General features: G+C 33.7%; 25 protein-coding genes, 2 pseudogenes and 1 riboswitch. Of the genes and pseudogenes, 23 read left to right on the forward strand and 4 right to left on the reverse strand.

What is annotated here, in order from left to right:
• The 11 genes from wecB to M3189_RS18120 all read left to right on the forward strand — a co-directional run bounded on the left by wecB (position 1) and on the right by M3189_RS18120 (position 12,415).
• Complete coding sequence (wecB, locus tag M3189_RS18070) at positions 1-1,128, forward strand: non-hydrolyzing UDP-N-acetylglucosamine 2-epimerase (protein ID WP_251636130.1); 1,128 nt, start codon at positions 1-3, stop codon at positions 1,126-1,128.
• On the forward strand, positions 1,128-2,321 hold the full coding sequence (locus tag M3189_RS18075) for a glycosyltransferase (RefSeq protein WP_251636132.1): 1,194 nt from the start codon (positions 1,128-1,130) through the stop codon (positions 2,319-2,321). Before wecB ends, M3189_RS18075 begins: the two co-directional genes overlap by 1 nt.
• A gap of 131 nt (positions 2,322-2,452) precedes the next feature.
• Positions 2,453-3,700, forward strand: a complete 1,248-nt coding sequence (locus M3189_RS18080; protein WP_251636134.1) for an O-antigen polymerase — start codon at positions 2,453-2,455, stop codon at positions 3,698-3,700.
• Positions 3,701-3,754: 54 nt separating this feature from the next.
• A complete protein-coding gene (locus M3189_RS18085; protein WP_251636136.1) occupies positions 3,755-4,639 on the forward strand; it encodes a glycosyltransferase in 885 nt (294 codons plus the stop codon).
• Between the two features lie 252 nt (positions 4,640-4,891).
• Positions 4,892-6,334, forward strand: coding sequence for a flippase (locus M3189_RS18090; protein WP_251636145.1), 1,443 nt, complete (start codon positions 4,892-4,894; stop codon positions 6,332-6,334).
• 125 nt (positions 6,335-6,459) lie between these two features.
• The gene (locus M3189_RS18095) at positions 6,460-7,389 is read left to right on the forward strand and encodes a WlaTC/HtrL family glycosyltransferase (protein WP_251636147.1); all 930 of its coding nucleotides are present in this window, start codon (positions 6,460-6,462) and stop codon (positions 7,387-7,389) included.
• Positions 7,390-7,521: 132 nt separating this feature from the next.
• Positions 7,522-8,781 (forward strand): glycosyltransferase family 4 protein, encoded by a 1,260-nt coding sequence (locus M3189_RS27185; RefSeq protein ID WP_251636149.1) that lies wholly within the window; start codon positions 7,522-7,524, stop codon positions 8,779-8,781.
• Between the two features lie 102 nt (positions 8,782-8,883).
• Positions 8,884-9,735, forward strand: coding sequence for a LicD family protein (locus M3189_RS18105; RefSeq protein WP_251636151.1), 852 nt, complete (start codon positions 8,884-8,886; stop codon positions 9,733-9,735).
• A gap of 100 nt (positions 9,736-9,835) precedes the next feature.
• Positions 9,836-10,891 (forward strand): iron-containing alcohol dehydrogenase family protein, encoded by a 1,056-nt coding sequence (locus tag M3189_RS18110; RefSeq protein WP_251636161.1) that lies wholly within the window; start codon positions 9,836-9,838, stop codon positions 10,889-10,891.
• Positions 10,888-11,601, forward strand: a complete 714-nt coding sequence (locus M3189_RS18115) for a sugar phosphate nucleotidyltransferase (protein WP_251636164.1) — start codon at positions 10,888-10,890, stop codon at positions 11,599-11,601. Before M3189_RS18110 ends, M3189_RS18115 begins: the two co-directional genes overlap by 4 nt.
• Positions 11,588-12,415 (forward strand): HAD-IIA family hydrolase, encoded by an 828-nt coding sequence (locus tag M3189_RS18120; protein ID WP_251636173.1) that lies wholly within the window; start codon positions 11,588-11,590, stop codon positions 12,413-12,415. The genes M3189_RS18115 and M3189_RS18120 overlap by 14 nt, the downstream gene beginning before the upstream one ends.
• Before the next feature lie 868 nt (positions 12,416-13,283).
• Here the strand turns inward: M3189_RS18120 and M3189_RS18125 are convergent.
• Positions 13,284-13,505 carry a helix-turn-helix domain-containing protein gene (locus tag M3189_RS18125; protein ID WP_251636175.1) on the reverse strand — a complete coding sequence of 74 codons (222 nt, stop codon included), beginning with the start codon at positions 13,503-13,505 and terminating at the stop codon, positions 13,284-13,286.
• 667 nt (positions 13,506-14,172) lie between these two features.
• A riboswitch (TPP riboswitch) is annotated at positions 14,173-14,281 on the forward strand.
• Between the two features lie 5 nt (positions 14,282-14,286).
• Here M3189_RS18125 and M3189_RS26990 point away from each other — a divergent pair.
• From M3189_RS26990 to M3189_RS18150, 6 genes are all read left to right on the forward strand, one after another.
• Positions 14,287-14,409: a hypothetical protein gene (locus M3189_RS26990; protein WP_285889724.1), complete on the forward strand. Its 123-nt coding sequence runs from the start codon at positions 14,287-14,289 to the stop codon at positions 14,407-14,409.
• Positions 14,410-14,474: 65 nt separating this feature from the next.
• Positions 14,475-15,176: a thiaminase II gene (gene tenA / locus M3189_RS18130; RefSeq protein ID WP_251636177.1), complete on the forward strand. Its 702-nt coding sequence runs from the start codon at positions 14,475-14,477 to the stop codon at positions 15,174-15,176.
• Between the two features lie 64 nt (positions 15,177-15,240).
• The gene (locus M3189_RS18135) at positions 15,241-15,822 is read left to right on the forward strand and encodes an ECF transporter S component (protein ID WP_095250202.1); all 582 of its coding nucleotides are present in this window, start codon (positions 15,241-15,243) and stop codon (positions 15,820-15,822) included.
• A 14-nt stretch (positions 15,823-15,836) separates the two neighbouring features.
• Entirely contained in the window at positions 15,837-17,300 is a 1,464-nt protein-coding gene (locus tag M3189_RS18140) for an ABC transporter ATP-binding protein (RefSeq protein ID WP_251636179.1), read from the forward strand.
• Positions 17,284-18,081 carry an energy-coupling factor transporter transmembrane component T family protein gene (locus M3189_RS18145; RefSeq protein ID WP_251636181.1) on the forward strand — a complete coding sequence of 266 codons (798 nt, stop codon included), beginning with the start codon at positions 17,284-17,286 and terminating at the stop codon, positions 18,079-18,081. Before M3189_RS18140 ends, M3189_RS18145 begins: the two co-directional genes overlap by 17 nt.
• Positions 18,082-18,275: 194 nt before the next feature.
• Complete coding sequence (locus M3189_RS18150) at positions 18,276-19,679, forward strand: IS110 family transposase (RefSeq protein ID WP_251636183.1); 1,404 nt, start codon at positions 18,276-18,278, stop codon at positions 19,677-19,679.
• A gap of 936 nt (positions 19,680-20,615) precedes the next feature.
• Here M3189_RS18150 and M3189_RS18155 read toward each other — a convergent pair.
• Positions 20,616-20,909 carry a hypothetical protein gene (locus M3189_RS18155; RefSeq protein ID WP_251636186.1) on the reverse strand — a complete coding sequence of 98 codons (294 nt, stop codon included), beginning with the start codon at positions 20,907-20,909 and terminating at the stop codon, positions 20,616-20,618.
• A gap of 86 nt (positions 20,910-20,995) precedes the next feature.
• On the opposite strand from M3189_RS18155, the pseudogene M3189_RS18160 reads away from it, so the two are divergent.
• Together M3189_RS18160 and M3189_RS27325 are read left to right on the forward strand one after the other, a co-directional pair.
• A pseudogene (locus M3189_RS18160) lies at positions 20,996-22,530 on the forward strand (YifB family Mg chelatase-like AAA ATPase).
• Positions 22,530-23,077: pseudogene (locus M3189_RS27325) on the forward strand (REP-associated tyrosine transposase). The pseudogenes M3189_RS18160 and M3189_RS27325 overlap by 1 nt, the downstream one beginning before the upstream one ends.
• Before the next feature lie 65 nt (positions 23,078-23,142).
• On the opposite strand, the gene M3189_RS18170 reads toward M3189_RS27325, so the two are convergent.
• Positions 23,143-23,343 (reverse strand): hypothetical protein, encoded by a 201-nt coding sequence (locus tag M3189_RS18170; RefSeq protein ID WP_251636188.1) that lies wholly within the window; start codon positions 23,341-23,343, stop codon positions 23,143-23,145.
• Between the two features lie 359 nt (positions 23,344-23,702).
• Between M3189_RS18170 and M3189_RS18175 the strand changes: the two genes are divergently transcribed.
• The 4 genes from M3189_RS18175 to M3189_RS26995 all read left to right on the forward strand — a co-directional run bounded on the left by M3189_RS18175 (position 23,703) and on the right by M3189_RS26995 (position 25,200).
• Positions 23,703-23,921: a DUF1659 domain-containing protein gene (locus M3189_RS18175; RefSeq protein ID WP_251636190.1), complete on the forward strand. Its 219-nt coding sequence runs from the start codon at positions 23,703-23,705 to the stop codon at positions 23,919-23,921.
• A gap of 33 nt (positions 23,922-23,954) precedes the next feature.
• Complete coding sequence (locus M3189_RS18180; RefSeq protein ID WP_251636192.1) at positions 23,955-24,173, forward strand: DUF2922 domain-containing protein; 219 nt, start codon at positions 23,955-23,957, stop codon at positions 24,171-24,173.
• A 67-nt stretch (positions 24,174-24,240) separates the two neighbouring features.
• A complete protein-coding gene (locus M3189_RS18185; protein ID WP_251636194.1) occupies positions 24,241-24,378 on the forward strand; it encodes a YvrJ family protein in 138 nt (45 codons plus the stop codon).
• Between the two features lie 687 nt (positions 24,379-25,065).
• On the forward strand, positions 25,066-25,200 hold the full coding sequence (locus M3189_RS26995; protein ID WP_285889725.1) for a hypothetical protein: 135 nt from the start codon (positions 25,066-25,068) through the stop codon (positions 25,198-25,200).
• A 604-nt stretch (positions 25,201-25,804) separates the two neighbouring features.
• Here the strand turns inward: M3189_RS26995 and M3189_RS18190 are convergent.
• Entirely contained in the window at positions 25,805-26,080 is a 276-nt protein-coding gene (locus M3189_RS18190; RefSeq protein WP_251636202.1) for a helix-turn-helix domain-containing protein, read from the reverse strand.
• Positions 26,081-26,152: the final 72 nt, after the last annotated feature.

Raw genomic sequence — 26,152 nt, forward strand, 5'->3', positions numbered from 1 at the left:
ATGAAGAAATTAAAAGTCATGACAGTCGTTGGTACACGACCAGAGATTATTAGATTGTCAGCTGTAATAAATAAATTAGAAGAATCAAATGCTATTGAACATACACTTGTCCATACGGGACAAAATTATGATTATGAATTAAATGAAGTGTTTTTTGAGGATTTCAATTTAAAAAAACCAGATTATTTTCTCAATGCAGCTACTGGGACTGCAGTTGAAACGATAGGAAATATTTTGGTGAAAATTGATCCAATTTTTGAAAAGGTAAATCCAGATGCGTTTCTAGTACTTGGAGATACTAACAGCTGTTTAGCTGCGATTGCTGCAAAAAGAAGGCATATTCCAATCTTCCATATGGAAGCGGGAAATAGGTGTTTTGATCAAAGAGTCCCAGAAGAAACAAATAGAAAAATAGTTGATCACACAGCTGACATTAATTTAACTTATAGTGATATAGCAAGAGAATACCTTTTAAGAGAGGGATTCCCTTCAGATAGAATTATTAAAACGGGAAGCCCAATGTTTGAAGTACTAAATTCTAGAAAAGCTGATATAGAAAAGTCAGATGTATTAGGTAGATTAGAACTAGAAGAAGGCAAATATTTTGTAGTTTCAGCTCATAGAGAAGAAAATATTAATTCAGAAACAAATTTTTTGAATTTAGTTGAAAGCTTAAATGCAATTGCAGAGAAATATAATATGCCGGTAATTGTAAGTACACACCCAAGAACAAGAAATATGATTAATGCTAAGGGAATCGAGTTTAATCCTTTAGTTATTACTATGAAACCTTTAGGGTTTAATGATTATGTAAAACTCCAAATTAAAGCCAAAGCAGTATTAAGTGATAGTGGGACAATTAGTGAGGAGTCTTCTATTCTTGGGTTTAGAGCACTTAATATCAGACAAGCTCATGAAAGACCGGAGGCAATGGAAGAGGCAGCTGCTATGATGGTTGGGTTAAAGCAGGAAAGAATATTACAGGGATTAGATGTATTAGATACACAACAACTTGATACATTGAGACTAGTTTCCGATTATAGCATGCCAAATGTTTCAGATAAGGTGCTAAGAATAATTTTATCATATACAGATTATGTAAATAGAGTTGTTTGGAGGCACAACTAGTGAAAGTTTTACAGATAAACACAGTAAGTGGTATAGGGAGTACCGGTAGAATAGCAGCAGATATCCATAGTATATTATTAGAAAAAGGTCATGAAAGCTTTATTGCATACGGTCGAGGTAAGACAAATGATCTTGTAAATAATATAAAAATAGGAACGAAATATGATAATTATCATCATGTAGTTTTAACAAGATTACTTGACAAGCATGGATTTGGATCAAAAAAATCTACACATGATTTTATAAAAGAAGTAGAAAAAATCAATCCGGACATAATTCATTTGCATAATATTCACGGGTATTTTATCAATATCAAAATTCTGTTTGATTATCTAAAAAGAGCTAATAAGCCCGTTATATGGACGTTGCATGATTGTTGGGCATTTACTGGACATTGTACGTATTTTGATTATGTAGATTGTAATAAGTGGAAAAGCCAATGTTCTAACTGTCCTGAAATACGGTCATACCCATCAAGTTTATTAGTAGATAGTTCACAAGATAATTTTTTGAATAAAAAGGAAATATTTACCGGTGTTAAGAATTTGACATTAGTAACTCCCTCTCAATGGTTAGCCAACCTTGTAAGCCAATCATTTCTAAAAGAATATCCTGTAAAAGTAGTCAATAATGGAGTTGATACTAAGGTTTTCAAGCCAACAAAAAGTGAATTTAGAAGTAAATATAATATAGAAAATAAATTTATCATTTTAGGCGTTGCAAGTATTTGGGATAGAAGAAAAGGATATAAATATTTTGAAGATATATCAAGTTTAATAGAAAAAGATGAGGTTATAGTATTAGTTGGACTTTCTCAAAAGCAAAAAGAGAAGTTACCTGAAAATATTATTGGCATATCTAAAACACATAATGTAAAAGAGTTAGCTGAGATTTATTCGGCAGCTGATGTATTTATGAATCCTACATTAGAAGATAATTTTCCAACAACTAATTTAGAGTCTTTAGCCTGTGGAACACCAGTAATAACATTTAACACAGGTGGCAGTATCGAAAGTATAGATGAAAGATGTGGAATTATTGTTGAAAATCAAAGTGCCATTGACTTAATTCGTTCAATCAGGATGCTGAAAAAAAGTGATATATCAAATAAAGATTGTCTTAATAGATCAAAGTTATATAACAAGGAAAACATATATAACCACTACATTGATTTATATACCCAATCCTATTAAATTAAAATTACTTTGCAAATTTTTTTAAGTGAAATATTAAAGATATTAATATTTCACTTAAAATAGTATTTGCTCAACGTTATTGGATATTGGAAAGTAAATCTATAGATTAGAAAACGAGGTTTAAAAATATGGATAATTCAAAAGCATTACTTGAAAAACTCTATACTATATTTTTAATATGCTATCCCTTGTTAAGTGTATATAAGAGTCCGGTTAGTAGTATAAACTTGCCAAATCTTTTTATGATTGTAATCCTTATATCTCTATTGATTACTAAGCGCATAAAAATTCAGCTAAGTGTTGGTAACACAGTGAATTTTCTATATATATTTGCAGGAATATGCTTGTTTTTAGCTTTAATATCATCACTAATTACTCAAGAATATAGTATGATTTCAATCTTTGGTAGATTTACCTTATTTATTTTATACATTATTATTCTTTCTGTTTCAAGAACAGTTCTAGATTTTGAATTAGCTATCAGATTAGTTAAAGTAATATCAATAGTTGGATGTATTTCTTTGTTAATACAAATCATTGCCTATTATACGCTAAATTTAAATATCCATATGTATTTACCTTTTTTACCCTTAACTGACGGTATGTCAAAGTCAATTAATAATTTAATTTATGAAAATTATTCAACTATCGTAATTTACCGCCCTATGACAGTGTTCGGTGAACCCTCTCATTTTGCTTATTATGTTGTAATGGCATTGGCAGTTTTGTTATTTATTGATAAAAAGGTGAAGAAAAGAAATAAGTTATTTTTAGGATTATTATACTCAATTGCACTTGTTCTTTCAACGTCGGGGACTGGTGCATACTTAATGGTACTTATTTGGACAATCTATTTACTTAATAACAAAAAAAATAGAGCAAAAAATCTTATCATCGTATTTGTTTTTATTTTTATGACATTAACTTTCATGTACATTTCCGGCAATACGTTTGAGTACTTTAATTATGCTTTTTCTAGGCTAACAATAAGTTCTAGTAGGATGTTTTCATTTTTAAATTACTTAGGAGAGATGGATTTTGGATTACAGTTAATCGGTAGTGGGATGGGGAACTCTAGCATTTACTTTAAAGAAATGAATGATGATGCTGTTTCTAGTTTTATGAGTAGCTTTGGGAGGATTTTTGTAGAAAGCGGCTATATAGGGATTTTAATTTTTATGGGAATTTTAATAATGCTTTATATAAATACCCGGAGAAATATGCGCATTTTTGTTTTTATTTTTATTATTGGTTGTTTAATTGAGTCTACAATTTTCAGTATCTATTTGCCTCTATATTTAATCTGGCCAATGGCATTTAGTTACAAGTACGAATTTCAGGAAATTGGCAATAAAAAAGCAAGGGACAAATTTTAAGGAATACGGAATTATGAATAGAAATGTTTAGTTAAGAAAGGAAGATTATTACCTATGAATATCATGGTTATTGTAAATTATAATGATAGTGACAATACCATTAAACTTATTAATCAAGTTTCTGGATATAATTGTATAGATAAAATTATTATCGTAGATAATTGTTCTACTGATAATTCAATAAATAACTTTAGCAAAATAAATAATAAAAAGGTTGATATTGTGGTTAGCGACTATAATGGTGGATATGCTTATGGTAACAATTTTGGTATTCACTATGCAGAAAAGAGATACAAAATAAAAAATATTATTATTTCAAATTCAGATATTTCTGTAAAAGAGACCTCTATCATAAAAATTATTGAGTTTTTAGCTTGTAACAAAAACATTGGTATTGCCACAGGTGTTATTAGGAATAGTAATAATGATATTTCTGGAAATTTAGGATGGAAATTACCTAGATATCGAGATATGCTGATTAATAATTTTTATACTTCCTATAAAATTTCTAGATTAATAAATAAAAGTATATATTATAATACTGAGGAAATTTTAAATGTTGATTATGCCAAAGTAGAGGCAGTTTCGGGTTGTTTTTTCATCGTAAGATACGAGGCTATTAGGAACGTTGGATATTTTGATGAAAAAACATTTCTATTTATGGAGGAAAATATATTAGGGAAAAAAATGATGGCTGCAGGATATGGTATTTATGTTGTTACTGGGGCACAAGTTTACCATTTACATGTAAGTAAAAAAGGCACTTCGAAAAGTAGAGTGATACTTCAAAATGCATATCTAGATAGCTGTTCTTATTACATGAAAAGGTATTTGAAAGTTCCTGAAATAGGTGCCAAAATATTTTCTGCTTTGTATTTTTTGGGAAGATATGAATGGATGTTCGCTTCAAAAATAAGTGCTTTGTTGTTAAAAAAGTGAAATCAACTTCTTATAAGGAATCTATTTAGGGTAACTAAACTTCTTTAAGTTGGACAATAATCATACAATAAGAATTCAAATTATGAGAATGTTCTTAAGTTCCCTTAAATCTTGTGTCAGTAATTTTCTCTATTGAATACGTCTAAAGATAAAAATGTGTTATTAGGAATCTTTGTAATTATTTTCGGGGTTTTAGATTATATATCAAAAAGTTTTCAGAGTAACTGTTAAGTGAGGATCTGGTTAAAGAAGATGACAAATGTTATATCTATAAAAAAAAACCTAATGTGGAATTCCATACGTATAGGCACTGGCTATATTTTTCCTGTTATTTCATTTGCATATGTATCAAGAATATTAGGAGCATCAGGTATTGGTACTGTAAGTTATGTATATACAATAGTTAGTTATTTTACTATGTTTGCGTTACTAGGTATTCCAACCTATGCATTACGAGAAGGTGCTAAATTTAGAAATGATATAGTAATGCTAAGTAAATTTGTTTCAGAGATGTATATTATTATTATTGGAACTACGGTTATTTCATTGGGGTTATATTCATTCCTAATATTTAACAATGATTTTGCAGAATATAGGACACTATTACTTATTATGGGTTTGGTGATTCCGTGTAGTTCCATTGGGGCATCTTGGTATTTTCAGATTATTGAAGATTATAAACGAATAAGTTTACAAGCAATACTATTTCAGATAATATCACTTGTCTTAATTTTTACTTTTATAAAAACAAGCGCAGATGTTATTAAATATGGTGCTATTCACATTTTGGGAACTGTTGGTTCAAATGTTTTATATTTTGTTACAGTGCAGAAGCGTATTAAACTATTTCAAAGCAATAACTACAACATTATTCGGCACATAAAGCCGATTCTGATAATATTCGGTATGACTATTGCCTCAACCATATATTTAAGTTTTGATTCTATCATGTTGGGTTATATGATTGGCGATGAAGCTGTGGGATTATATGCTGTTGCATTAAAGTTAATTAGTGTTGTAATTGCTTTAATTGCATCATTGAATGGAGTAATATTGGCACGTCTTTCAGTTTATATTAACAATAATAACTTAGAAAAATTTAGAGAGTTATTATCAAATGCCTTCAATTTCATTTTTATGCTCGCTGTACCTGCATCTTTTGGTTTGTATGCATTGAGTGAACAATTAGTTTCTTTGTTTAGTGGTGCGGAATACATGGAATCTGCGGAGATATTACGTTTGTTAAGTATTAATGTTATATTATCACCAATAAATGGATTGATAGCATATCAAGTATTTATGCCGTACGGAAAAGAGATGTATTCTCTAATAGCAACAATAGTTGGATCTTTAATTAATTTCACATTGAATTTAATTTTCATACCTATTTTTCAACAAAACGGTGCTGCTATAACAACAATAATTGCAGAGCTATGTGTTTTTAGTATATGTATATTTTATGCCAGCAAATTAACAAACATGAAGTTATATTTTAGAAACTTATATCAATATATCTTAGCAGCGATGCCAATTATTTTGATTGGATATATTACAAGCAAATTGGTAAATAACATGGTACTACAAACATGTATTGTAGTAACTCTAGGATTCTTCACATATTTTACACTATTAAAATTACAAAAGAATGATTTCTTATTAACTGTAATTAGAAATGTTTACAAAAGAAAATTGTAATCTGTTTATTTCATCTTGAGGTTACAAAACAATAATTTAAATCTGTTGAAAAAATATAGGAATATTTACACTAATAATGAAATGCAATCATTACTTTAGTGTAATGAAAAAGGAGAATTACTTTTATGAGTGAAATTACAATAGTTACAGCCTTTTTAAATATAAAACGTGCAGATTGGAAAACGTTTAGTAGAAATGCTGATGAATATATCAGTTATTTTGAATTTTGGGCTCGGATTAGAAATAAAGTAATAATTTATTTAGATAGTAAAGAAGTTGCTGCTAAAGTTCTAAAAATTCGTGAAGAATATGGTCTAGCAGAAAAAACAGTCATTAATATCGTGAATGATATTACGGAATTAGATAAAGAATTATATCAATCAATAAAAAAGGCAACAGAAAATGGTATTCAACGAGAATTTAGGGTCAGATCAGATAATCCTGAATCTTGGAATGCAGATTATAATTATGTTATGTTGCTAAAAGAATGGTTTGTTAAAGATGCTGTCCAAAATAAAAGTGCTTCTGGGATGGTAGCATGGCTGGATTTTGGTTTTAATCATGGAGGATCATTGTTTGATAACGCTTCCGATTTTGACTTTTTATGGAAATATGAATTCCCTGAAAAGATTAATATCTTTAATATTAAAGAATTAGATGATAGACCTATTTTTGATATCATTAGAACAATGGACACCTATATTATGGGGCCAATTATAGTAGCCCCAGATTACCTTTGGAATGAGTTATGGGAACTTATGAGAAATGCTATGCTTTCTTTAAATTATTGTGGACTTGTGGACGATGATCAGAACATTATTCTAATGGCTTATAGAATGAAACCAGAATTATTTGAGGTTAGAAAATCCAATTGGTTTCTTCCATTAAAAGAATATGGTGGAGGGCATTTACAGGTTAGAATTAATAAAAATTCAATAAAAAAATATCCGATACTAAAGCCAATTAGAAAGATTGTTCGTTGGTTAAGAAAGACTAAAATGAATATGAAATATTTAATAAAAGAGTTTAAGGTATTACAAAAGACGGATTTATAAGCAATTAACTAGTTGGTAGGAAGAGATTTAATATTTGGTATATAGGATATATAATTTTAATTATTCGCAGAGTCAGTAGGTCAAAAATTCCTAAAAGGTCGGTTTGAAAAGGAAGTTAGGAGAGATATAATAGTGAAAGGCAATATTAAGGTATTGATTACACACCCTGCTCAACAGCACTCGTTTAGGACTGCTGCTGCACTTAAGAAAACAGGGTATTTATATAAATATGTGACTAGTGTATATGATAAGGAGAATTCATTAACATCAGTTGTAAAAGGGTTTTTAAGGGGAGAAAACTTAACCCGTGCTAACACACGAAAGAGTGATTACCTCGAAAATGATGATATTGTACAATTTTGTGAGTTCGAAAGTCTATTATTACTGTTAATTAGGCGATTAGATAGAAAGAAGATATTTTACTATAAATGGCATAGGGTTATACTGAATTTGTTTAATCGGAAAGTAGCTCGCTATGCAATTAAACATAAAGTAGACGCAGTAATTATGTATGATACCTTATCATATAAGGCGTTTGAAATATTAAAACGTAAGGCACCTAATATTAAAAGAATTATAGATATGTCGGCTCCAAACTTATCATATATGGATCTTATATATAATAATGATTTAAAAGAAAATAATAAATATACTTTTACTTTAAAACAAGAAGTACAGTCATCTTCCTACTTAAAAACTCTTTGTGATAGTAAAAAAGAAATTGAATTAGGCCAATATTTTTTAGTTGCATCATCTTTTAGCGAACGTTCATTAAATTACAGTGGTGTACCCAGTGATAGAATTTTCAAATGCACTTATGGAATAGATAGTAGCTTTTTTTCAGTGAAAATAAAGAATGTATATGAAAAAAGGAGATTGAACTGTATCTTTATTGGAAAGGTGTCGCAGAAAAAAGGAGCTTTCTATTTGCTTGATGCAATCAAAGACATTGATCTAGAGAAATTTTCATTCAGATTTATTGGGGAATATGATGAGCAATCTAAATACTATAATGATTTTAAGGATAAATGCGATTTTGAAGGTCACGTGACAAAGGATAAATTGTTACACTTCTTTAGTAAAGCAGATATTCTTATCTTTCCTTCTTTGGCTGATGGTTTTGGTTTATCAGTTCTAGAAGCATTGTCATGCGGAATTCCAACAATTTGTTCAGATAATTCGGGAGTTAGTGACCTAATAGAAGATGGATATAACGGATTCGTAGTTCGGACAGGAAATTCTAAAGATATTTATGAGAAATTAGTTTGGTTTGATCAAAATAGGGACAAGTTACCGTCTATGAGTGATAATGCTCGTAAAACTGCTAAAAGTTATTCATGGGATAAATATGATGACTTAATAAAAACTACAATTGAAAATATTTGTAAATAGGAAGAGAGTAAGTATTATTTAGATAAATTCTAATATCACACATATAGCTTAACAGGACTATATTTTAATGTAGAATGTTTATGATGGAGGATGCGTAAGAATATGGATAAGCAGTTAAGAAAACTCCAACTTTGTCAACTTGATCTTGCTTTAGAAATAAAGCGAATATGTGAAAAACATAAAATAAATTACTTTCTAATTGGCGGTACATTGCTTGGAGCCATCCGCCATAGCGGTTTTATTCCTTGGGATGATGATTTGGATATAGGAATGCTTAGAAGTGATTATGATCGTTTTTTAAATGTTTGTAATGGGGAGTTGGATCAAAGATATTTTTTACAGATATCTGAGACAGATAAAGATTTTGGTTTTGCATTCGCTAAAATAAAGATTAATAATACTGAGTATATCGAAGAAATTGCAAAAGATAATCAAAGTCACAAAGGAATATTTATAGATGTTTTTCCATTCGATAATATGCCAAATGAGGTAAAAAAGCAAACAATACAAAGTAAAAAGGTAAGGCTTTTTAGAAATTTATTAATTTATAAATGCGGATATAATCATTGGAATAAAAGTGACAAGATAATGAGTGGAACAAAAAAGTATCTCTTTTATCTTTTAAAGCCTGTAAGTAAAGGGTTTTTGCTTAACTGTGTTATCAATGAGGAAACAAAATACAATAATAATAATTGTGAAAATGTAATTAACTTGGAAGGTGCTTATAGATATAAAGAGTTTTTACCAGTAGCTACTGTTAAACAAACTAAGATGTATAATTTTGAAGGATATCAATTCTCTATTCCAAGTTTTCCAGAATTTTATTTAAAAAATTTGTATGGAAATTATATGGAGTTTCCACCAATTGAAAAAAGAGTTAATCGGCATGGAATTCTTAAAATAGATTTTGGGGATTATGTAATTAAAAATGATAAAGCGAACGAGGTTCAGTAAATTTCCTACCTAGCCTTTAAAGTAATATCGTCAGTAATTAGCAATTTTTTTAATTGTTAATGGATTTAGATTTAATAATGTTCAATTGGGAGGTGAAGGGATGCAAGCATTTAATTTGCCTTTATTTTTAAGTATAGAAGAAAATATATTTCAAAATCTAAAAGAAAAATTAGATAAACAATTTGATAATATAGAGAAGAAGAAAATAATGGTATTTACATCGAATGGTGTTTATGAGAAATTTAATCCGGAATTTGAAAATTTGCAGTTTCAACTAGATAATTTGTCTATTTACTTTGTTGAAGTCAGTTCTTATGATGTTGCAGTAGAGGTAGCAAAGATTATTTCTATAGAAGACTTCGACATAATAATAGGTATTGGAGGGGGAAAGGTATTAGATACTGCAAAATATGCTGCTTACGTTAGTAAGAAAAAGTATATTAGTATCCCCACAATATTAAGTAATGACGGTATAGCATCACCTATTGCTGTATTGAAAACTGTAAAGGGTAGAGCAAAAAGTTTTGGATGTAAAATCCCGGATGGGATATTAATTGATATTGGAATAATAAAAAACACACCAGAATTTTTATTAATGTCTGGGATTGGGGATACAGTTTCTAACTATTCAGCACTATTTGATTGGAAGCTTGAGTGTAAATATAAAAATATACTTGCAAATGATTTTGCTTATTTACTTTCCGATACGGCACTTAACATGTTGTTATATTCTCGAGAAACTAACATACGTAGTAAGAACTTTATTCGTCAATTAGCACAATCGCTAGTATTAAGTGGATTGGCGATGGATATTTCTGGGAACAGTAGACCTTGTAGTGGATCTGAACATCTATTTAGTCATTCTTTAGATGAATACTTTAATATTGATGCACCACATGGATTAAAAGTTGCATTGGGTTGTTTAGCAAGTTGTATATTACAGAAAAGAGACTATTCGATTATCTTAGAATTTTTACAACGTTATAATATTAATGTTTCTCCTAGTCAATTAGGTATTTCTAAAGAGACCTTTATTGATGCATGGTTAAAAGCCCAATCTACAAGACCTGATCGTTTTTCAATACTTAATACAATTAACCTAACAAAGGGAAATTTAGAAGAAATTTACAATGAGTTAATGGAGGCAATAAATTGAAAGCTTTAATTTTAGCAGCAGGTATGGGAACCAGATTAAGACCAATAACTGATGATATTCCAAAGTCTATGGTAGAAGTAAACGGAATTCCAATACTTTTCAAACAAATTAATAATTTGGTAGAAAACGGCGTTCAGGAAATTACTGTAGTGGCAGGTTACAAATCTGAAATAATAAAGAATGCTTTAGGAAGGTCGTATCCTTTTGTTAATGTTATTATAAACGATGAGTATGATAAGACTAATAACATGTATTCGGCCTTCTTAGCAAAAGAAAATTTTATCAATGATGAATTTATTTTAATGAACGCAGATGTATTTTTTGATGGTTCTGTTATTACTGAGCTTATTTTAAATAAATATAAAAATTCAATTGTGGTAGAAAAAGGCACTTATAATGACGAAAATATGAAAGTATCATCAGTTGATGGGAAAATTGTTGAAATTAGTAAGAAAATTACACAAGAGAATGCCTTTGGTGTATCTATAGATGTATATAAATTTACTTCCCAGGGTTCTAATGTGTTTTACGAAAAGATAATTGATTATATTGAAAACAAAAAAGATCTCAACCAGTGGACCGAAATAGCATTAAATGATGCACTTAAGGATATAGATTTCCTAACATGTCCTTTAGTTGGAAATTGGATGGAAATTGATAATCATGATGATTTAAAAAGAGCGGAGAGAATATTTAATGATAGGAACTAGGGGACTTTCACAAAAGAAACTCTTTTTATTAGATATGGATGGAACAATTTATTTGGACAATATTTTATTTGATAAAAGCTTAGAATTTCTAGAAGCTTTGAAAAATAGTGGTGGTAAGTATGTTTTTTTAACAAATAACTCATCAAAAAGTGTTCAAGACTACATTGTGAAACTTACACATCTAGGTATACATGTTGACGAAAGTAATTTCTTGACCTCTTCGCAAGCAACATCAATATACTTAACACAGTATTATAAGAATAAGAAAATTTATGTATTAGGTACAGAATCATTCAAAAAGGAATTAGAACATAATAATATCTGGGTTACAGACAGATATGATCAGGCAGTAAATTGCTTAGTTGTTGGTTTTGACACGGAACTTACATTTAATAAACTAGTTGATGCATGTCAATTATTGAATAATGGAGTAGACTTTATTGCAACAAATATGGATTTGGTATGCCCTACATCACATGGCTTTATTCCAGACTGTGGATCAATATGTAATATGTTAGCAACAGCTACAGGAAGACAACCAACTTTTATAGGAAAGCCTAACCCTTTAATGGTAGAACTAGCAATTAAGAATAGTGACTTTAGTAAAGATGAAACAATTGTTTTAGGCGATAGGTTATACACGGATATAGCATGTGGTATCAATGCAGGTGTTACAACAGGTGTTGTACTTACGGGTGAAACAAAAATAGGAGACCTTGATAATACAAATTATAAACCTGATTTTGTATTTGAGAATATTAAAGAAGTATATAATAATCTGAATTTTGCTAACCCGGTGTTCCCTCTTCAGTAGTTCTTGATGAAAAAAAATGGACAAATAAGTAAAACAATCCTACATCTTTATCTATTCAAAAAATCTTACTAGCTGAATTGAGGGACTAAATGTTTATCTAATCAAACGTTTAATTAGTGGAATTGGGATTAACTAATCAATTAATTAATCGTTGGAAATGTTGGCAATGCAGGGTTTGTACCTTCTGAGAGGCGCTGGAAAGTGTTGAAAAGGTGGAATAGTAAAAATGGGGATATTTATATTAGTTTAATAAATGGATGCAATTGAAGGGGCTTCTGCCACCTTACGATGTTAGTGCCCCTTCTGTACCCTTACTAAATGATTACCCTCTTCTAATCGCCATATGGGTTCCTCCCATAAATGACAGCCATTTTAGTTGGAAAGGTTTTTATCTACTATTTACTCGGTCCTAATTCATAGGGAGTTTTTACTGCTTTACTAGACTTTAAATACTTTAAAATAATATGGATACTTATTTACAATTACCTCGAATAGCCCTTTATCTTTGATAAAGTCTCTTTTCCAATTGGAACAATTGGCATGAACAATACCGTTTATGCCATCCATATAGACAAACTGGCCGGCTTTCAAATCTTTTTTGCAGAAAATACAGTGGGGTACAATTTTTTCTATACTGTGTCTCATAGTTCACCTCATCTTAATAATACGTGACAGTAATGAGAAAATCCTTGTTAGTTACAATGAATACACACATTATACAAATATCCTGAGCAAACTTCCAAAACTAGTAAATACATAAAAAATCCAAAGGGACATATGCGTATCCTTTGGATTTTTTACTTCTAAACTATCCTAAAATATAAAATAAAGGTTTATCTTTAATAACATTTGCCTAATAGATTCTAGATTAGTCTTCGATTTTCTTGAATGAAATGATTTGATTCATATCGTCAATTTCTAGTGCATCCGCTATTTGGGCTAGATGATGAAAGTGTACGCTGAGCCTCTTTTGGTTCGCTAATTCACTTAAAGCTGCATGACGGACATCACTTTCACGAGATAGTTCTCTTAGCGACATTCCTTTTTCTATAAGTAGTTCTTTTAATTTTACAACAACGATTCTACTCATAGTTCTCTTTACACCCTGTCCGTTCATTGGTATAAGGAGAAATTAACATAGGAAATTTTTTCATGTGGTACGCATGAGCGTACCATTAGAAGGTTTATTATAGAAAAGTTTGAATTTTCTTATTATCATATCTACATTATAATGCTGGTAAATGCATTAACTTCATTTTGGACTTTCTCTTCCTGACCTTCTTTGGAGGTTCAATGATAAATGATACCGGATTGTTTGCATTTTCAGTTGTTATTTTACTTAGCTGCTCTGCTGATTTCCATTTGTGATTAAAAGAAAATAGCTTGGAATCGCTCATGAGTATAAATCCATTTCGGAACTCTTGTATTTTGCAAGGAAAAAGTGCATAACTGCGCAAGATTTTTTGCAGAGTTTTGCCACCCCATCTATATAACTACCTAGCCTTAAAAGGTTTACATTTGTTCTTGTATGTTCAGATGAAACGAATGTTTATAGTTTTTTTTGGTAAATAGCCAGCGGTACCACATTCACAAGGTTGGTTTCGATGAACCTATTATTCTCAAGGATCTTGGTTTTTTGTCGCTGGCTCTTACACAAAAAAGCTCACACAAAACCTTGAATCAATTTTTTCTGAATAAAATGTTTGACAATCTTGTGGATAGTGATAACATAATAATCTGAATACTAATTTCATAAAAAATACCACTAGGGGTGCCTTTTAAGAAGGCTGAGATTAAAGTGAAACTTTAAGACTCTTAGAACCTGATCTGGATCAAACCAGCGTAGGGAAGTGGTGTAACGGGAAATCCTTATGTTTCAACCACATTTCCAATACAACCACTTTCTTCCAACAGAAAGTGGTTTTTTTATTGGAAAAATACGTCCGCTGCCGGCAAACAAGGATGTGTTTACATTCAATCTAACAAAGTATTAAATGTATGTTTTTGAAAACGACAATTAAACGTGAAAACTAAGCATTTAATTAAATGGAGGTATCGTATGTCTACATTTACTGAAATTCTACGAGAAAAAGCAGCTCCGATTTGGGATGCGAATCTAGAACACCCATTTGTTCAAGGAATTGCTAGTGGAAAATTAGATTTACAAAGTTTCCGCTATTACGTATTACAAGATTCCTATTATTTATCACACTTTGCTCGTGTTCAAGCGATTGGTGCTTCGAGAGCAGAAGATTTAAACACTACAGCAAGAATGGCTGCTCATGCGCAAGGCACTTCACAAGCAGAGTTAAGCTTACATGAGAAATTCATCAAACAGCTGCAAGTTACATCAGAGGAGCTTGCAAACTTCCAGCCTGCACCAATGGCTTATGCCTATACTTCCCATCTATATCGCGTTGCAGCATCTGGAAGTTTAGGAGAGATTATCGCTGCTATTCTACCATGCTACTGGATTTATTATGATATCGGTCAGCAGTTAAAAGGGGCGACACCGGATGAACCGATCTATCAGGAATGGATTGCGGCATATGGTGGAGAATGGTTTGGCGAATTGGTTCAGGAGCAATTGGATCGTCTAGATGAGCTAGCAAAAACCGCTTCCGAAAAAGAAAAAAGTCGAATGATTGATCATTTCTTAATTAGCTGTCAATACGAATACTTATTCTGGGAAATGGCTTATACATTCGAAAATTGGCCCATTGAAGTGAATTCCCAAGAACAACTTAATATTAGCTATTAAGGGAAAGATCATGTTCGCAAAGGGGAATGAGTTCTCCCCTTTGCTAAAAAAGGAGAATGAAACAATGAAAAAAGGGTTAAAGTTAACGGACATTTTAGTAACCATCGTAATATCCATCGCATTTGGGATTGTTTACAAAATTTGGGGACCGCTTTATTACGCAGTAAAACCATTTGGATTACATATTGACCAGCTGATTTACGGAATGTGGTTTATTGCTGCGACCGTTGCGTTCCTAATCATACGTAAAGCTGGTGTGGCATTTCTTGCGGAAGTTGCGGCTTCTTCTGGAGAGTTTCTAATGGGGTCTGAATTTGGACTGGAGGTTCTTTTATATGGTGTGGTGCAGGGGTTATTTGCTGAACTTGTCATAATGGCTTTTAGGTATAAGCGCTATGATTTACTTGTTGTTAGCTTAGCTGGAATTGGTGCGGCTATTGGGTCCATATTTATGGATTACTACAAAGGATATATGGGTGATTTGTCAACATGGAACTTCATGTTGCTCATTGGTTTCAGGTTGATTGGGTCCGTTATCTTTACTGGGTTTATGGCATTTGGCATTGCGAAGGCACTGGAGGCAACAGGAGTTACCAATTTACTTCGTCCTGCTTCCAAAGAAGATTACGACGCCTTAAATCAATAATCAGGGGTGAAGACGTGACAAATATAGCGATGGTCGAACAGCTTAGATTAAAGTTTCCGGGAGACGACAGCCTGCTGTTCAAAGATTTATCAATTACCATTAAAAAAGGTGAGAAGGTCTTATTACTCGGACCTTCTGGATGCGGTAAATCAACTCTTTTACAAACACTTTCAGGATTAATTCCAAAGTCTATAGAAGTACCGATCAAGTATAGAAATATTCAATATCCCGAATCCTGGGGTTACGTGTTCCAGGATCCGGATTCGCAATTTTGTATGCCATATGTCGATGAAGAGCTTGCATTTGTATTAGAAAATCTTAATGTGCCAAGAAGTGAGATGCCTGATAGGATTGAAGAATTATTGTCAGCAGTTGGGTTGCGATTGGACCTATATCATTCTTCTATCCAATCTCTATCTGGAGGCATGAAGCAGCGACTTGCGCTTGCATCAGTATTAGCACTCAATCCTGAATGTTTATTTTTAGATGAACCAACAGCGCTGATTGATGAAGAAGGCACTAAACAAATTTGGGAGAGTGTAAAGAGCGTCGCTAAAGATAAAACGGTCATTATTGTCGAACACAAGATTGATCACATTTTGGATTTTATAGATCGTGTCATTGTTTTTAGCTATGACGGGGTGATCATTGCAGATGATGATGTGAATACCGTGTTTTCCTTTTATCGTAAACAACTACAAGAATATGGTATCTGGTACCCGGGGGTTTGGGATGATTACTTATTGTCTTTCGAATCGAATGCTGGACACGGTTACAACCACTCGCTGATATTAGAGAACTTTAAGGGTTACCGGAAAAAAGAAATAAATGTTCAACTTGATAAGGCTTCTGCTCTATCGGGGGAATGGATCGCGGTGGTTGGTGATAATGGAGCAGGAAAAAGTACCTTACTATTATCATTGATGCAGCTTCTGAAAACGTCAGGAACCTATGTATTGAATGGGGAAATTATACAGAATATCAAACAACTCCAAAAGGAAGCTTATTTTGTCTTTCAAAATCCTGAATATCAATTTGTCACAAACTCTGTTTATGAAGAAATCTCCTATTCTCTCACTGTGAAAAAGGAAGAACCCTCGATCATTAAAGAGAGGGTGGATGAGCTATTAGCCATATTTGGATTATCAAAAAAACAGAACCACCATCCCTATCATCTTTCTATAGGGCAAAAACGCCGACTGAGTGTGGCGACTGCATTTGTAGAAAATCCAAAGCTTTTGCTCTTGGATGAGCCTACGTTTGGGCAGGATTCCAAGAATACATTCCATCTGCTTGAGTTGTTAGAGAGGGAACGGCAAAAAGGGTGCATCATTATCATGGTCACGCATGATTCGGAAATCGTTAAGCGTTTCGCGACAAGAATTTGGGAGATTGATAACGGTAAGGTCGTTAAAGATTGGAAAAACGAACATGTACTTCATGGGAAGGACCAAGTAGCTTATGAACAATACATTTGATTTTAGAGAAACATGGCTTCATAAAATCAATCCAAGTCTGAAGCTCCTGACGATGATTTTCTTGTTTATCCTGGTGATTTTTATTCATAATCTTAATCAAATGATTCTTTTTACAATTATGACGATGATCCTATTTGTATTTTTTACAGGTCATCCATATAAGCGAATTTTGCTATTCTCGATACCGTTCCTATTTATTTTCATCTCGACGACCACCTCGATGATCTTTTTTGGTAAAGGGGATACTACTATTCTCAGATGGGGTCTCGTCCATGTAACAGAAGAAAGTTTATTTCGAGGAATTCACTTGGGATTCAGGGCATTAACCTATGCACTGCTGGGCTTAACGTTTGCCCTTACAACAAGGCCCGTGTATTTATTTTATTCGATGATGCAGCAGTTAAAGCTTAATCCAAAATATTCCTATAGTTTTATGGCTGGAATTCGCTTAATGCCGATCATGATCGAAGAATTTCAACATATTCGCAGTGCTCAAAAAGTGAGAGGCGTGAGAACCGGTGCTGGAATGAATGGTCTTTTTCACCTATTCAAATTCACTTCGATTCCATTACTGTCTCAATGCATCCGTAGAGCTTTTCGTATAGCCGTCGCTATGGAAGCAAAGAGGTTTGATTACTCAAAGGAACGCACATTTTATTACAAAATAGGGTTTTCGAAAGTTGATGTTGTCTTTGTTGGTTATTTTGTTGTACTAACGGGTCTATCGTTTTATCTAGCTCAGGAATTCCCCTTTTTTCCAGTTACAGATGTTCGCGATTAACATATGGGTGCCTGTGGTCAAGCGCCCAAAAAATAGACATCAATTCCGGTGCCTGGTGTATTAGATAATAAATGTCGAAAGGTATTTCCTCCAGAAATTACAAAAAGACCCCAGTACACTTCATGAAGTAAGATTAAGATACCTGACAGGGAACCTCAAACTTACATCATTCCAAAATAGGAGGACGAAGTTACATGGGGTTTAAAAAAAATAATCAATCACTTAATAATATACAAGGAAAGAAAGGTAGTCAATTCAGTTCTCAATTAAGGGGGATAAACCTAGAAAGAGTATTAGTTGTAGCGATAGATGCAGCTAAGTTTTTTCAGAAGGCGTTACTTTGCAATTACTTTGGGGACGTAATAGAAAAACCATTTTTCTTTGGTGTAGATAAAAATGGGATAAACCATTTGTGTTCATTAATAGAAAATGCAAAAGGTCAGATTCAGGCTGAGAGAATTTTTATTGGTGTTGAAGCTACCGGTCATTATTATGAGGACATCGTGCGAGAACTTGGAAAACGTGGTTATGGAGTGACCATTATCAATGCCGCAACTACATATGAAGAAAGATCAAGTGCGTTAAATTGGAGTAAAACGGATGATTTAGACCTTTATGCCATCGCCCATGCACTCATTCAAAACAAAGGAATGGAAAACAAGCTACCTGAAGGCATTTATAGACGTCTCATGACTCTTACCCGTGCCAGAAGAAATGAAGTTCGTAAACGAGCACTAGTAAGGGTACATATTCGAACACTGATGGACCATATTTGGAGGGACTTTCAAGGATATGTAGAGATAAAAAATAATAAACCCGAAAAAAAACTCATTTTCAGTAAGTTTTGGGGAAAGCCATCTCTATTTTTCTTAGAAAATTATCCTCACCCATCTAGCGTCTTAGAACTCGGAATAGAAAAACTTCTTCAATTGGTGAAAGAGAAAAAGTTGAGAATTAAAGAAACTACGATCCACACTCTCATGAAAGTAGCTGAACAATCGATTGTGAAATCAAAGGAAGAAGTTTCAGCTGAATTACTTTTACTAAAGTTGGCAGTACAGGACTTAAAACGGTTAGATGAAAATGTAAGTATACTAGAAAAGGAAATTGAAGAAGCACTTTTAGAAACAGATGGTCGTCTGCTCTTAACTGTACCTGGTATCGGGGTAGCTACGGCAGCTGAATTCTTTAGTGAATTGGGGGATATCTCTCAATATGAACACGCAGGCCAATTGATCAAGAAAGCTGGAACGAATCCAATCATAATCCAGTCTGGAGGAACTCAAGGGTTTTATGGCCGCATTTCCAAACAGGGAAATAAGAATTTACGCTTTATGGTTTACACAGTAGGAAAATGTCTAGCCACACACAATAAAGACTTGCGTCCTTATTATGAGAAACTAAAAGAACGTGGCAAACACGCCAGAAAGGCCTTCATAGCCCTAGGAAACAAGTTTATTCGAATAGCCTTTTCAATGTTAAAACATAAGAAACCGTATGAGTCTAAACAGTCAGAATACAGCATCTTTCAAGAGATTAAGAAGAAACTAATCTATACCAAAATGAACACTTATTTAAACATTGCTCTAGCTGCTTAACGAATGAAAAAACAATGAATCTCTCTCCTGGGATCAAGGGAAAATCGACTTTGGTGCCGGAGGCAATACGACCTCGAGTGACAGCATGATTAACCTTGTCCTGTAAATGCGAATTGTACGTTAATATAGACCGGTTTGAACTAACCAGGTTGCATCAATGCAGAATTGAAGCAAGGTAGGATTCCTATTCAGATCCGAGAAGAGAGATTCATTTATATGGTTTTCTGTCAGTTGCTTATGGTATTTTTTTGAAATTTAATGCTTGAGGTGTATTTCCTATACGCAAAAATCTAAATTTCTTACTTGACATAGTACGCTGTCACTACCCGATATTTGTCGAAGATTGATAGGTTTTTAGATAACTAAACAGTGTTAGTATGTAGTTGCAACTGAATATGGTGAGGGTGGCTAGGTTGTCGGTCTTCTTTTCCTTTATCAGGGAAGGAGGTGATACTCCTGGAAACTTTTCTTGAAATTCTACGAGCAGTTCTTAAAGGAATTGTGCGTGAAGTGAGTGCATATTTCTTTAGGAAAAACGTTTTAGAAAACAAGAAAACCACCCGCTGTCACAAGCCAAAGGCTGGTTCTCGAGAAAACTAACTTTTATTGAAAACCACCACCCTGACGGTAGAGGTTGAAGGGAGAAGTGTTACTTGCACTTGTGGCTCTTCGGATTATGTTCGAGGATTGATAGCTTTTATTAAAAATGAAACATTTAATTAAGTGCCATTTTATTTTACTTTTTCCATAGTCAATGCAGGATTTTCGATTATTTTGTAGAAATATAGCTAAAGAAATACTTCGTATAATTCTTCAACTATATCTTCAATATCTTCTCACGAACCACTATTATTTTATTTCATTCATTATTCCCATCTATCCACCTTAGACAAAAAAGCGACCACCGATATAAACAGGTCCCAAAAATTCACGGGATTAATCTTTCCTAAACATCGAATAAATATCGCCGACTACAGAAATCAACCCTCCAAGTGTGTAGGTGACAAGAAGAGCCCCTTTGCTTCTGATATACCTATTTTCGTAATCGTCCCCTATGTTTTGCTCGTAGAATTCTCTGGTTGCTACCCCATCGAAAAGAATGGATTTTAATCCTATAACGAAACCGACAAACAACCATATCATAAGTGCTATTCCTAAATGATACAGAAACAAACAACACAACTCCTTCGTGATAGTATCTCTTTGTCTAATTACAGCTATTATAAACATTTATTGAGAATATATTTAAAATAGCAACAGTCTCTCCAAAAGAGCGATTGTCTAACAATAAAAAAATTAGGTTTGGAGGCTGTTATATGACTGTGAATGTATCAAGTATTGGTTTAAAAGGACTTGAGGGTTATCGGGTTCAGGTGCAAGTGAGGATATCTCCAGGTAAGGAGTCGATGGTGATTGTAGGGTTGCCAGATGCTTCGGTTAAGGAGTCAAGGAACGGGTGTTAGCTGCACTTAGTCACTTTGGTGAAGATGTTACCGATCAAAAGGTTGTCGTTAATCTTTCACCACCTGAGCAAAAGAAGAATGGACCTTTGTTTGATTTGGCAATGGCAATTGCGGCATTAAAGGAACTCAAGGTTATTAAGGAAGAAATCAAGCTAGATACTGCATTTATTGGTACATTATCACTTGATGGAACTATCGAGAGTGCGGAAGGATTGCTACCAGCCTTAATTGCGGCAAAAGGACTTGGTTTAAAGCAGATATACATTCCTGAAGATCCAACCATACCGCTCGACATGCTGCATGGCTTGGAATTTGTTGTTGTAAGTCATATTAAAGAAGTGGTGGGGCACTTACAAGGACAACAAAGTTTTTCATTTCTTCCTAAACCTAGGAATAGTAAGCAAGCACCGCAATTTCCTGAAGCAGTTCAAAAAGATTTTTGCCATGTTATTGGTCATGAGCAGGCGAAACGAGCATTAGAAATTGCTGCTGCTGGTGAACATAATGTGTTAATGAGCGGACCTCCAGGCTGTGGTAAAAGCCTGCTTTCCGAAACATTTCCCTCCATACTACCTTCCCTTACGAATCAAGCTCAGTTAGAAGTTATGAGTCTTTATCAACTTGCTGGAGAAAAGCGCAGGAGTTATCAAAACGTTCCCTATAGACATCCTCACCACTCAGCCTCCTCCGTGGCGATTATTGGAGGTGGGTCAAGTCCGCATCCGGGTGAAATCTCACTGGCTCATCGAGGCGTATTATTCCTTGACGAAATTGCAGAATTTACAAAAAAGACCATGGATATGCTAAGACAGCCCCTCGAAACAGGGGAGGTAACTATAAGCAGGGCACACTCTACTGTAACCTACCCATCTTCATTTATCCTCGTTGGCGCAATGAATCCTTGCCAATACGGTTACTTTGATTCCAATCATCATTACTGTACTTGCTCTGTCAAACAAATTCAAACTTATCGTAATCGTTTATCGGGGCCGATACAGGATCGGATTGATATTTTATTAGAATTAAAGTCAATAAATTTGGACCAGCCCTCAAAGGTACAAGAATCGTCCACCGAAATTCGTAATCGGGTTGAACATGCACGTCTGCGCCAATTTGAACGCTATCAGTCAGAAATAACGAATGCTAAAGTTCCATTTGAACAGATTTCCCAAACTAGCCCGTTAACAAATGAACAGCATCGAATGCTTACAAATGTTGCTGTTAAGCAAAATTGGAGTAATCGTGTCCAAATCAAGATCATTCGCTTGGCTAGAACGATTTCAGACTTAGCTGGGGAGGGCAAGATTACGGATCAAGCCATTTGGGAAGCAATGACTTTAAGGCGCTCGGGTTTTTCTAAACCAATCAGTATTGCGAGGGAAACATAATGGCACGCCCGCAGAGAGTCTGGATTAGTCATCGTTATTATCATATTGTTTGTCGTGGTAATCGCCGCGACCCGCTTTTTCGAAATGCATCTGATTTTCAAGCCTTTTTCCATATCCTTCAACAACTCCATGAAAAAATACCATTTGAAATTGCCTCCTACTGTTTAATGACCAATCACTACCATCTACTCATTCGTTCAAAAGACGCTTCTTTTTCAAAGCTCATGGCTTATTAATCAATAAGCGCTATGCCAATTATTACAATACCAAGTACCGCTTAACGGGCCATGTCTATGAGAAACGTTTTTACGATAAAGTGATTGAAAATAAGGAAGGCATGCTAGAGGTCAGCCGCTATATACATTTAAATCCGGTAGAAGCAAAAATGGTCAGGAAGCCAGAATTTTACCCTTGGAGCAGCTATCCTATTTTTAAACACCCTCAAGCAGTAGTACCTTCCTATATGAATATTGATAGTATATTGAATTATTACCTTGGAACAGTAGAAGAAAGGAAAGAAAAGTACTGCCAAACTTTACAGGCTTAACTAAGAGTTTCATAGCAAACTTGTTAATAAGAGAACAGCTACCAACTGTTTTAACGCTTTTATTATTATTGATATTGAATGTTGTCGATAGCTTGAATAGCAGCCTTTGTTGGATCTTGGTCATCTCGACCGATGCCTATTGGAAAATCCGCTAAGATATGTTGGACTTTACCTGGTCGTATATTTGCAAACGCTTGGATGGTTCCATCTATATAATGAAAAACCTCTATGTAGTAGACTTGACCTTTGAATTCGAATTTTTCCAAATGTCCATATTAATCATTTCAATATTCTTCTTGTTCATTTACATACATTTAAAGGAAAAATATTTAAATTTTACAGATAGGTAGGGAATTCATAGCAACTATCATATTGAACAAAAGGTATTCATAACAAGGTAACTCCTAATTAAATTTAGTAGTTGCCTTTTTTTAGTGTGGAATAACCTTTTGTCCAAATGAAACTTAATAGAATGTGTGTCTTTAAATAAGGCAAATAACCCTGCTCCTTACTTCTAGTAACCTTAAAAGGATGGATAAATTCTCATTTTTTAAATTTACTTTCAATGACCCTGTCCTTTTTGCCCACTTTTCCATATATAAAGGGGTGAAAGGAGGTGATTACGATGGCACAAGCAATTCTTGCAACCACTAAGTTACGTGTGGTGTTCCAGGTGGGATTGGGTGAAGATGGCAAACCGCTTCTAAAGGCGAAGACCTTCAGTAATATCCAAAGATTAGCGACAGCTGATCAACTCTTACAAGCAGCACAAGCGGTTATCAGTTTGTCCGATGATACTCTCAGCAGTGTTGAGAGAGTCGACAATTCCGAATTACTAGCGTAATTGGAAAATAAATGATAGGAGGAGGTGAATAAAATGGCTAAAACATTAGAATTAGAGTTTGTTACGGAGTTCGGGAAACCTGCTCGTTTATCAGTAGAGAATCCCAAGGAACCGATTGAGGAAGCGGTGGTAAAGGCAGCAATGGAGGAAATAATCGCATCCGGAGTTTTCACATCTACAAATGGGAACTTTGCTTCTGTAAAAGGAGCACGAGTGATTGACCGCAATGTAACGGAATATGAAATCGTTTAATACAATACGGGGCCGGTTTCCTAAAGAAGCCGGCCTTCGGTAATACTATAGAAAGGAGTGAATTCTAGTGGAGCAAGTAATCCCTTTAATTAGTGAGGTTGGATTCCCAATCATTGTCACCCTCTATCTGCTTTATCGGATTGAATCAAAGCTTGATATGGTGGTCCAGTCGATACAGAACCTTCCAGAGCGAATGAAGGTATAAAGGTGAATTTGGGTGACCGTGGAGACGGTTCTGATGGGTTTTAATTGAGCATTTTTATCCCTTACCTCTTCGAGGTAAGGGATAAAAATAGTGGTAGTCACCATAAAATGTAGTCAGCAGTGTCGTAGCAAGATAATCCCGAAAGGGATTGAAGGAATCTAGATATTGTCCGTGCCTGTGGTCTAAACGTTAAACTAGAATGAACAGTTTTCCACAAATAAGATTAAAGAGTTTATTTTAATGGCCTTGCTGAACCTCCTCAAAAAGCGGTGTATTTCATCTAAAGTACCGTTAGAAAAAAATGGTTGGTCTCTGAAGATTGTGGAGAGGTTCTGGTGGCTTCCTCATTCAAGTTTTAACTATATATTCTTAGAGTTCACACATTGCTTTGGTTGAAGGAAGAAAAGAATGATTAAGAACATAAGGCTATATTCACGACAAAAAAATCACTAGAAAACTGCCCAGGTTCGTTTTTATATAAGGGTTCATAGCACTTTCAATCAAACGTTTGATTAGCATTTCATATAGTATGCGTGAATCGGGTTATGACAATTACTAGTTTCTATTGTCTATTTTTAAGGAAGTTTTACGTACTCTCAACTTTTCTTCGGCAAATTATTCATTTAAAAACAATAGAAAGTTCTCGTATAAAGGGACTCACTGTCTATCTAATCAAACGTTTGATTAGTGGCATTGGGATTATTTAATCGATTGATTAGAATCGCTGTATCTGTTGGCAATGCAGGGTTTGTACCTTCTAAGTGGCGTTGGAAAGTGTCGAAAAGACAATCTAGTGAAAATGGTGATATTTTATTCGTTTAGTAAATAGATACAAAGGAAGGGGCTTCTCCACCTTACGGTGTTAGAAGCCCCTTCTATACCCTTATTAAAGTATTATCTCATTCAACCGCCATTTGTGTCCTTCCCGCAAATGACGGCTATTTCAGTTGGAAAAAAGTCTATCTACTATTTACTCAATCCCAATTCAGAGGGAGTTTTTACTGCTTTGCTAGACTTTAAATCCTCTAAAATAATGGGGATACTTTTTTACAATTACCTCAAATAGCCCTTTATCTTTGATGAAGTCTCTTTTCCAATTGGAACAATTGGCATGAACAATACCGTTAATGCCATCCATATATACAAACTGGCCAGCTTTCAAATCCTTTTTGCAGAATATACAATGGGGTACAATTTTTTCTATACTGTGTCTCATAGGTCACCTCTTGTTAACAATACATGACAGTAGTGAGAAAATCCTACTAAGTTCAAATAATACACACATAATTCAAATACCTGAGTAAAATCCTTCTACCCCTAGGTTATTTTTTAATGGAAAACTCCACACATTTATCTTTATGTGTATGTGTTCGGATCTCCTCTAAATCTCATTTACTTTTCCAAAGTTGTAATGATAATCGTACGTTCACTTTTCCACTTTTGGTCTAGTGAATTCCTGTTCAAATAAACTATCGAAGTCAACACTTTGTCTTACTTTTTTTATAAGATCCTCTGGTAGCATGCCTAAGCCCAAAGCAAGTTTAAAGATGGTATAGAGTGATGGAGCCTTTATGTTCCTTTCAATCTCACTTATATAGCTACGATCTAAGTTGATGTTATTAGCCAGTTTTTCTTGAGTCAATCCTTTTGCTTTGCGTAAGGTGCGAATCACTTTTCCTATGTAAATGGTTTTTTCTTTCAAGGAAATTCTCCTTTTTAAAACCATTAGATAACTAGGAATGTTTTTACTCTACGGGCTATAGCCCACAAACCG

Source organism: Neobacillus niacini, from assembly GCF_023715415.1.
GTDB classification, from domain to species: Bacteria; Bacillota; Bacilli; order Bacillales; family Cytobacillaceae; genus Neobacillus; species Neobacillus niacini_C.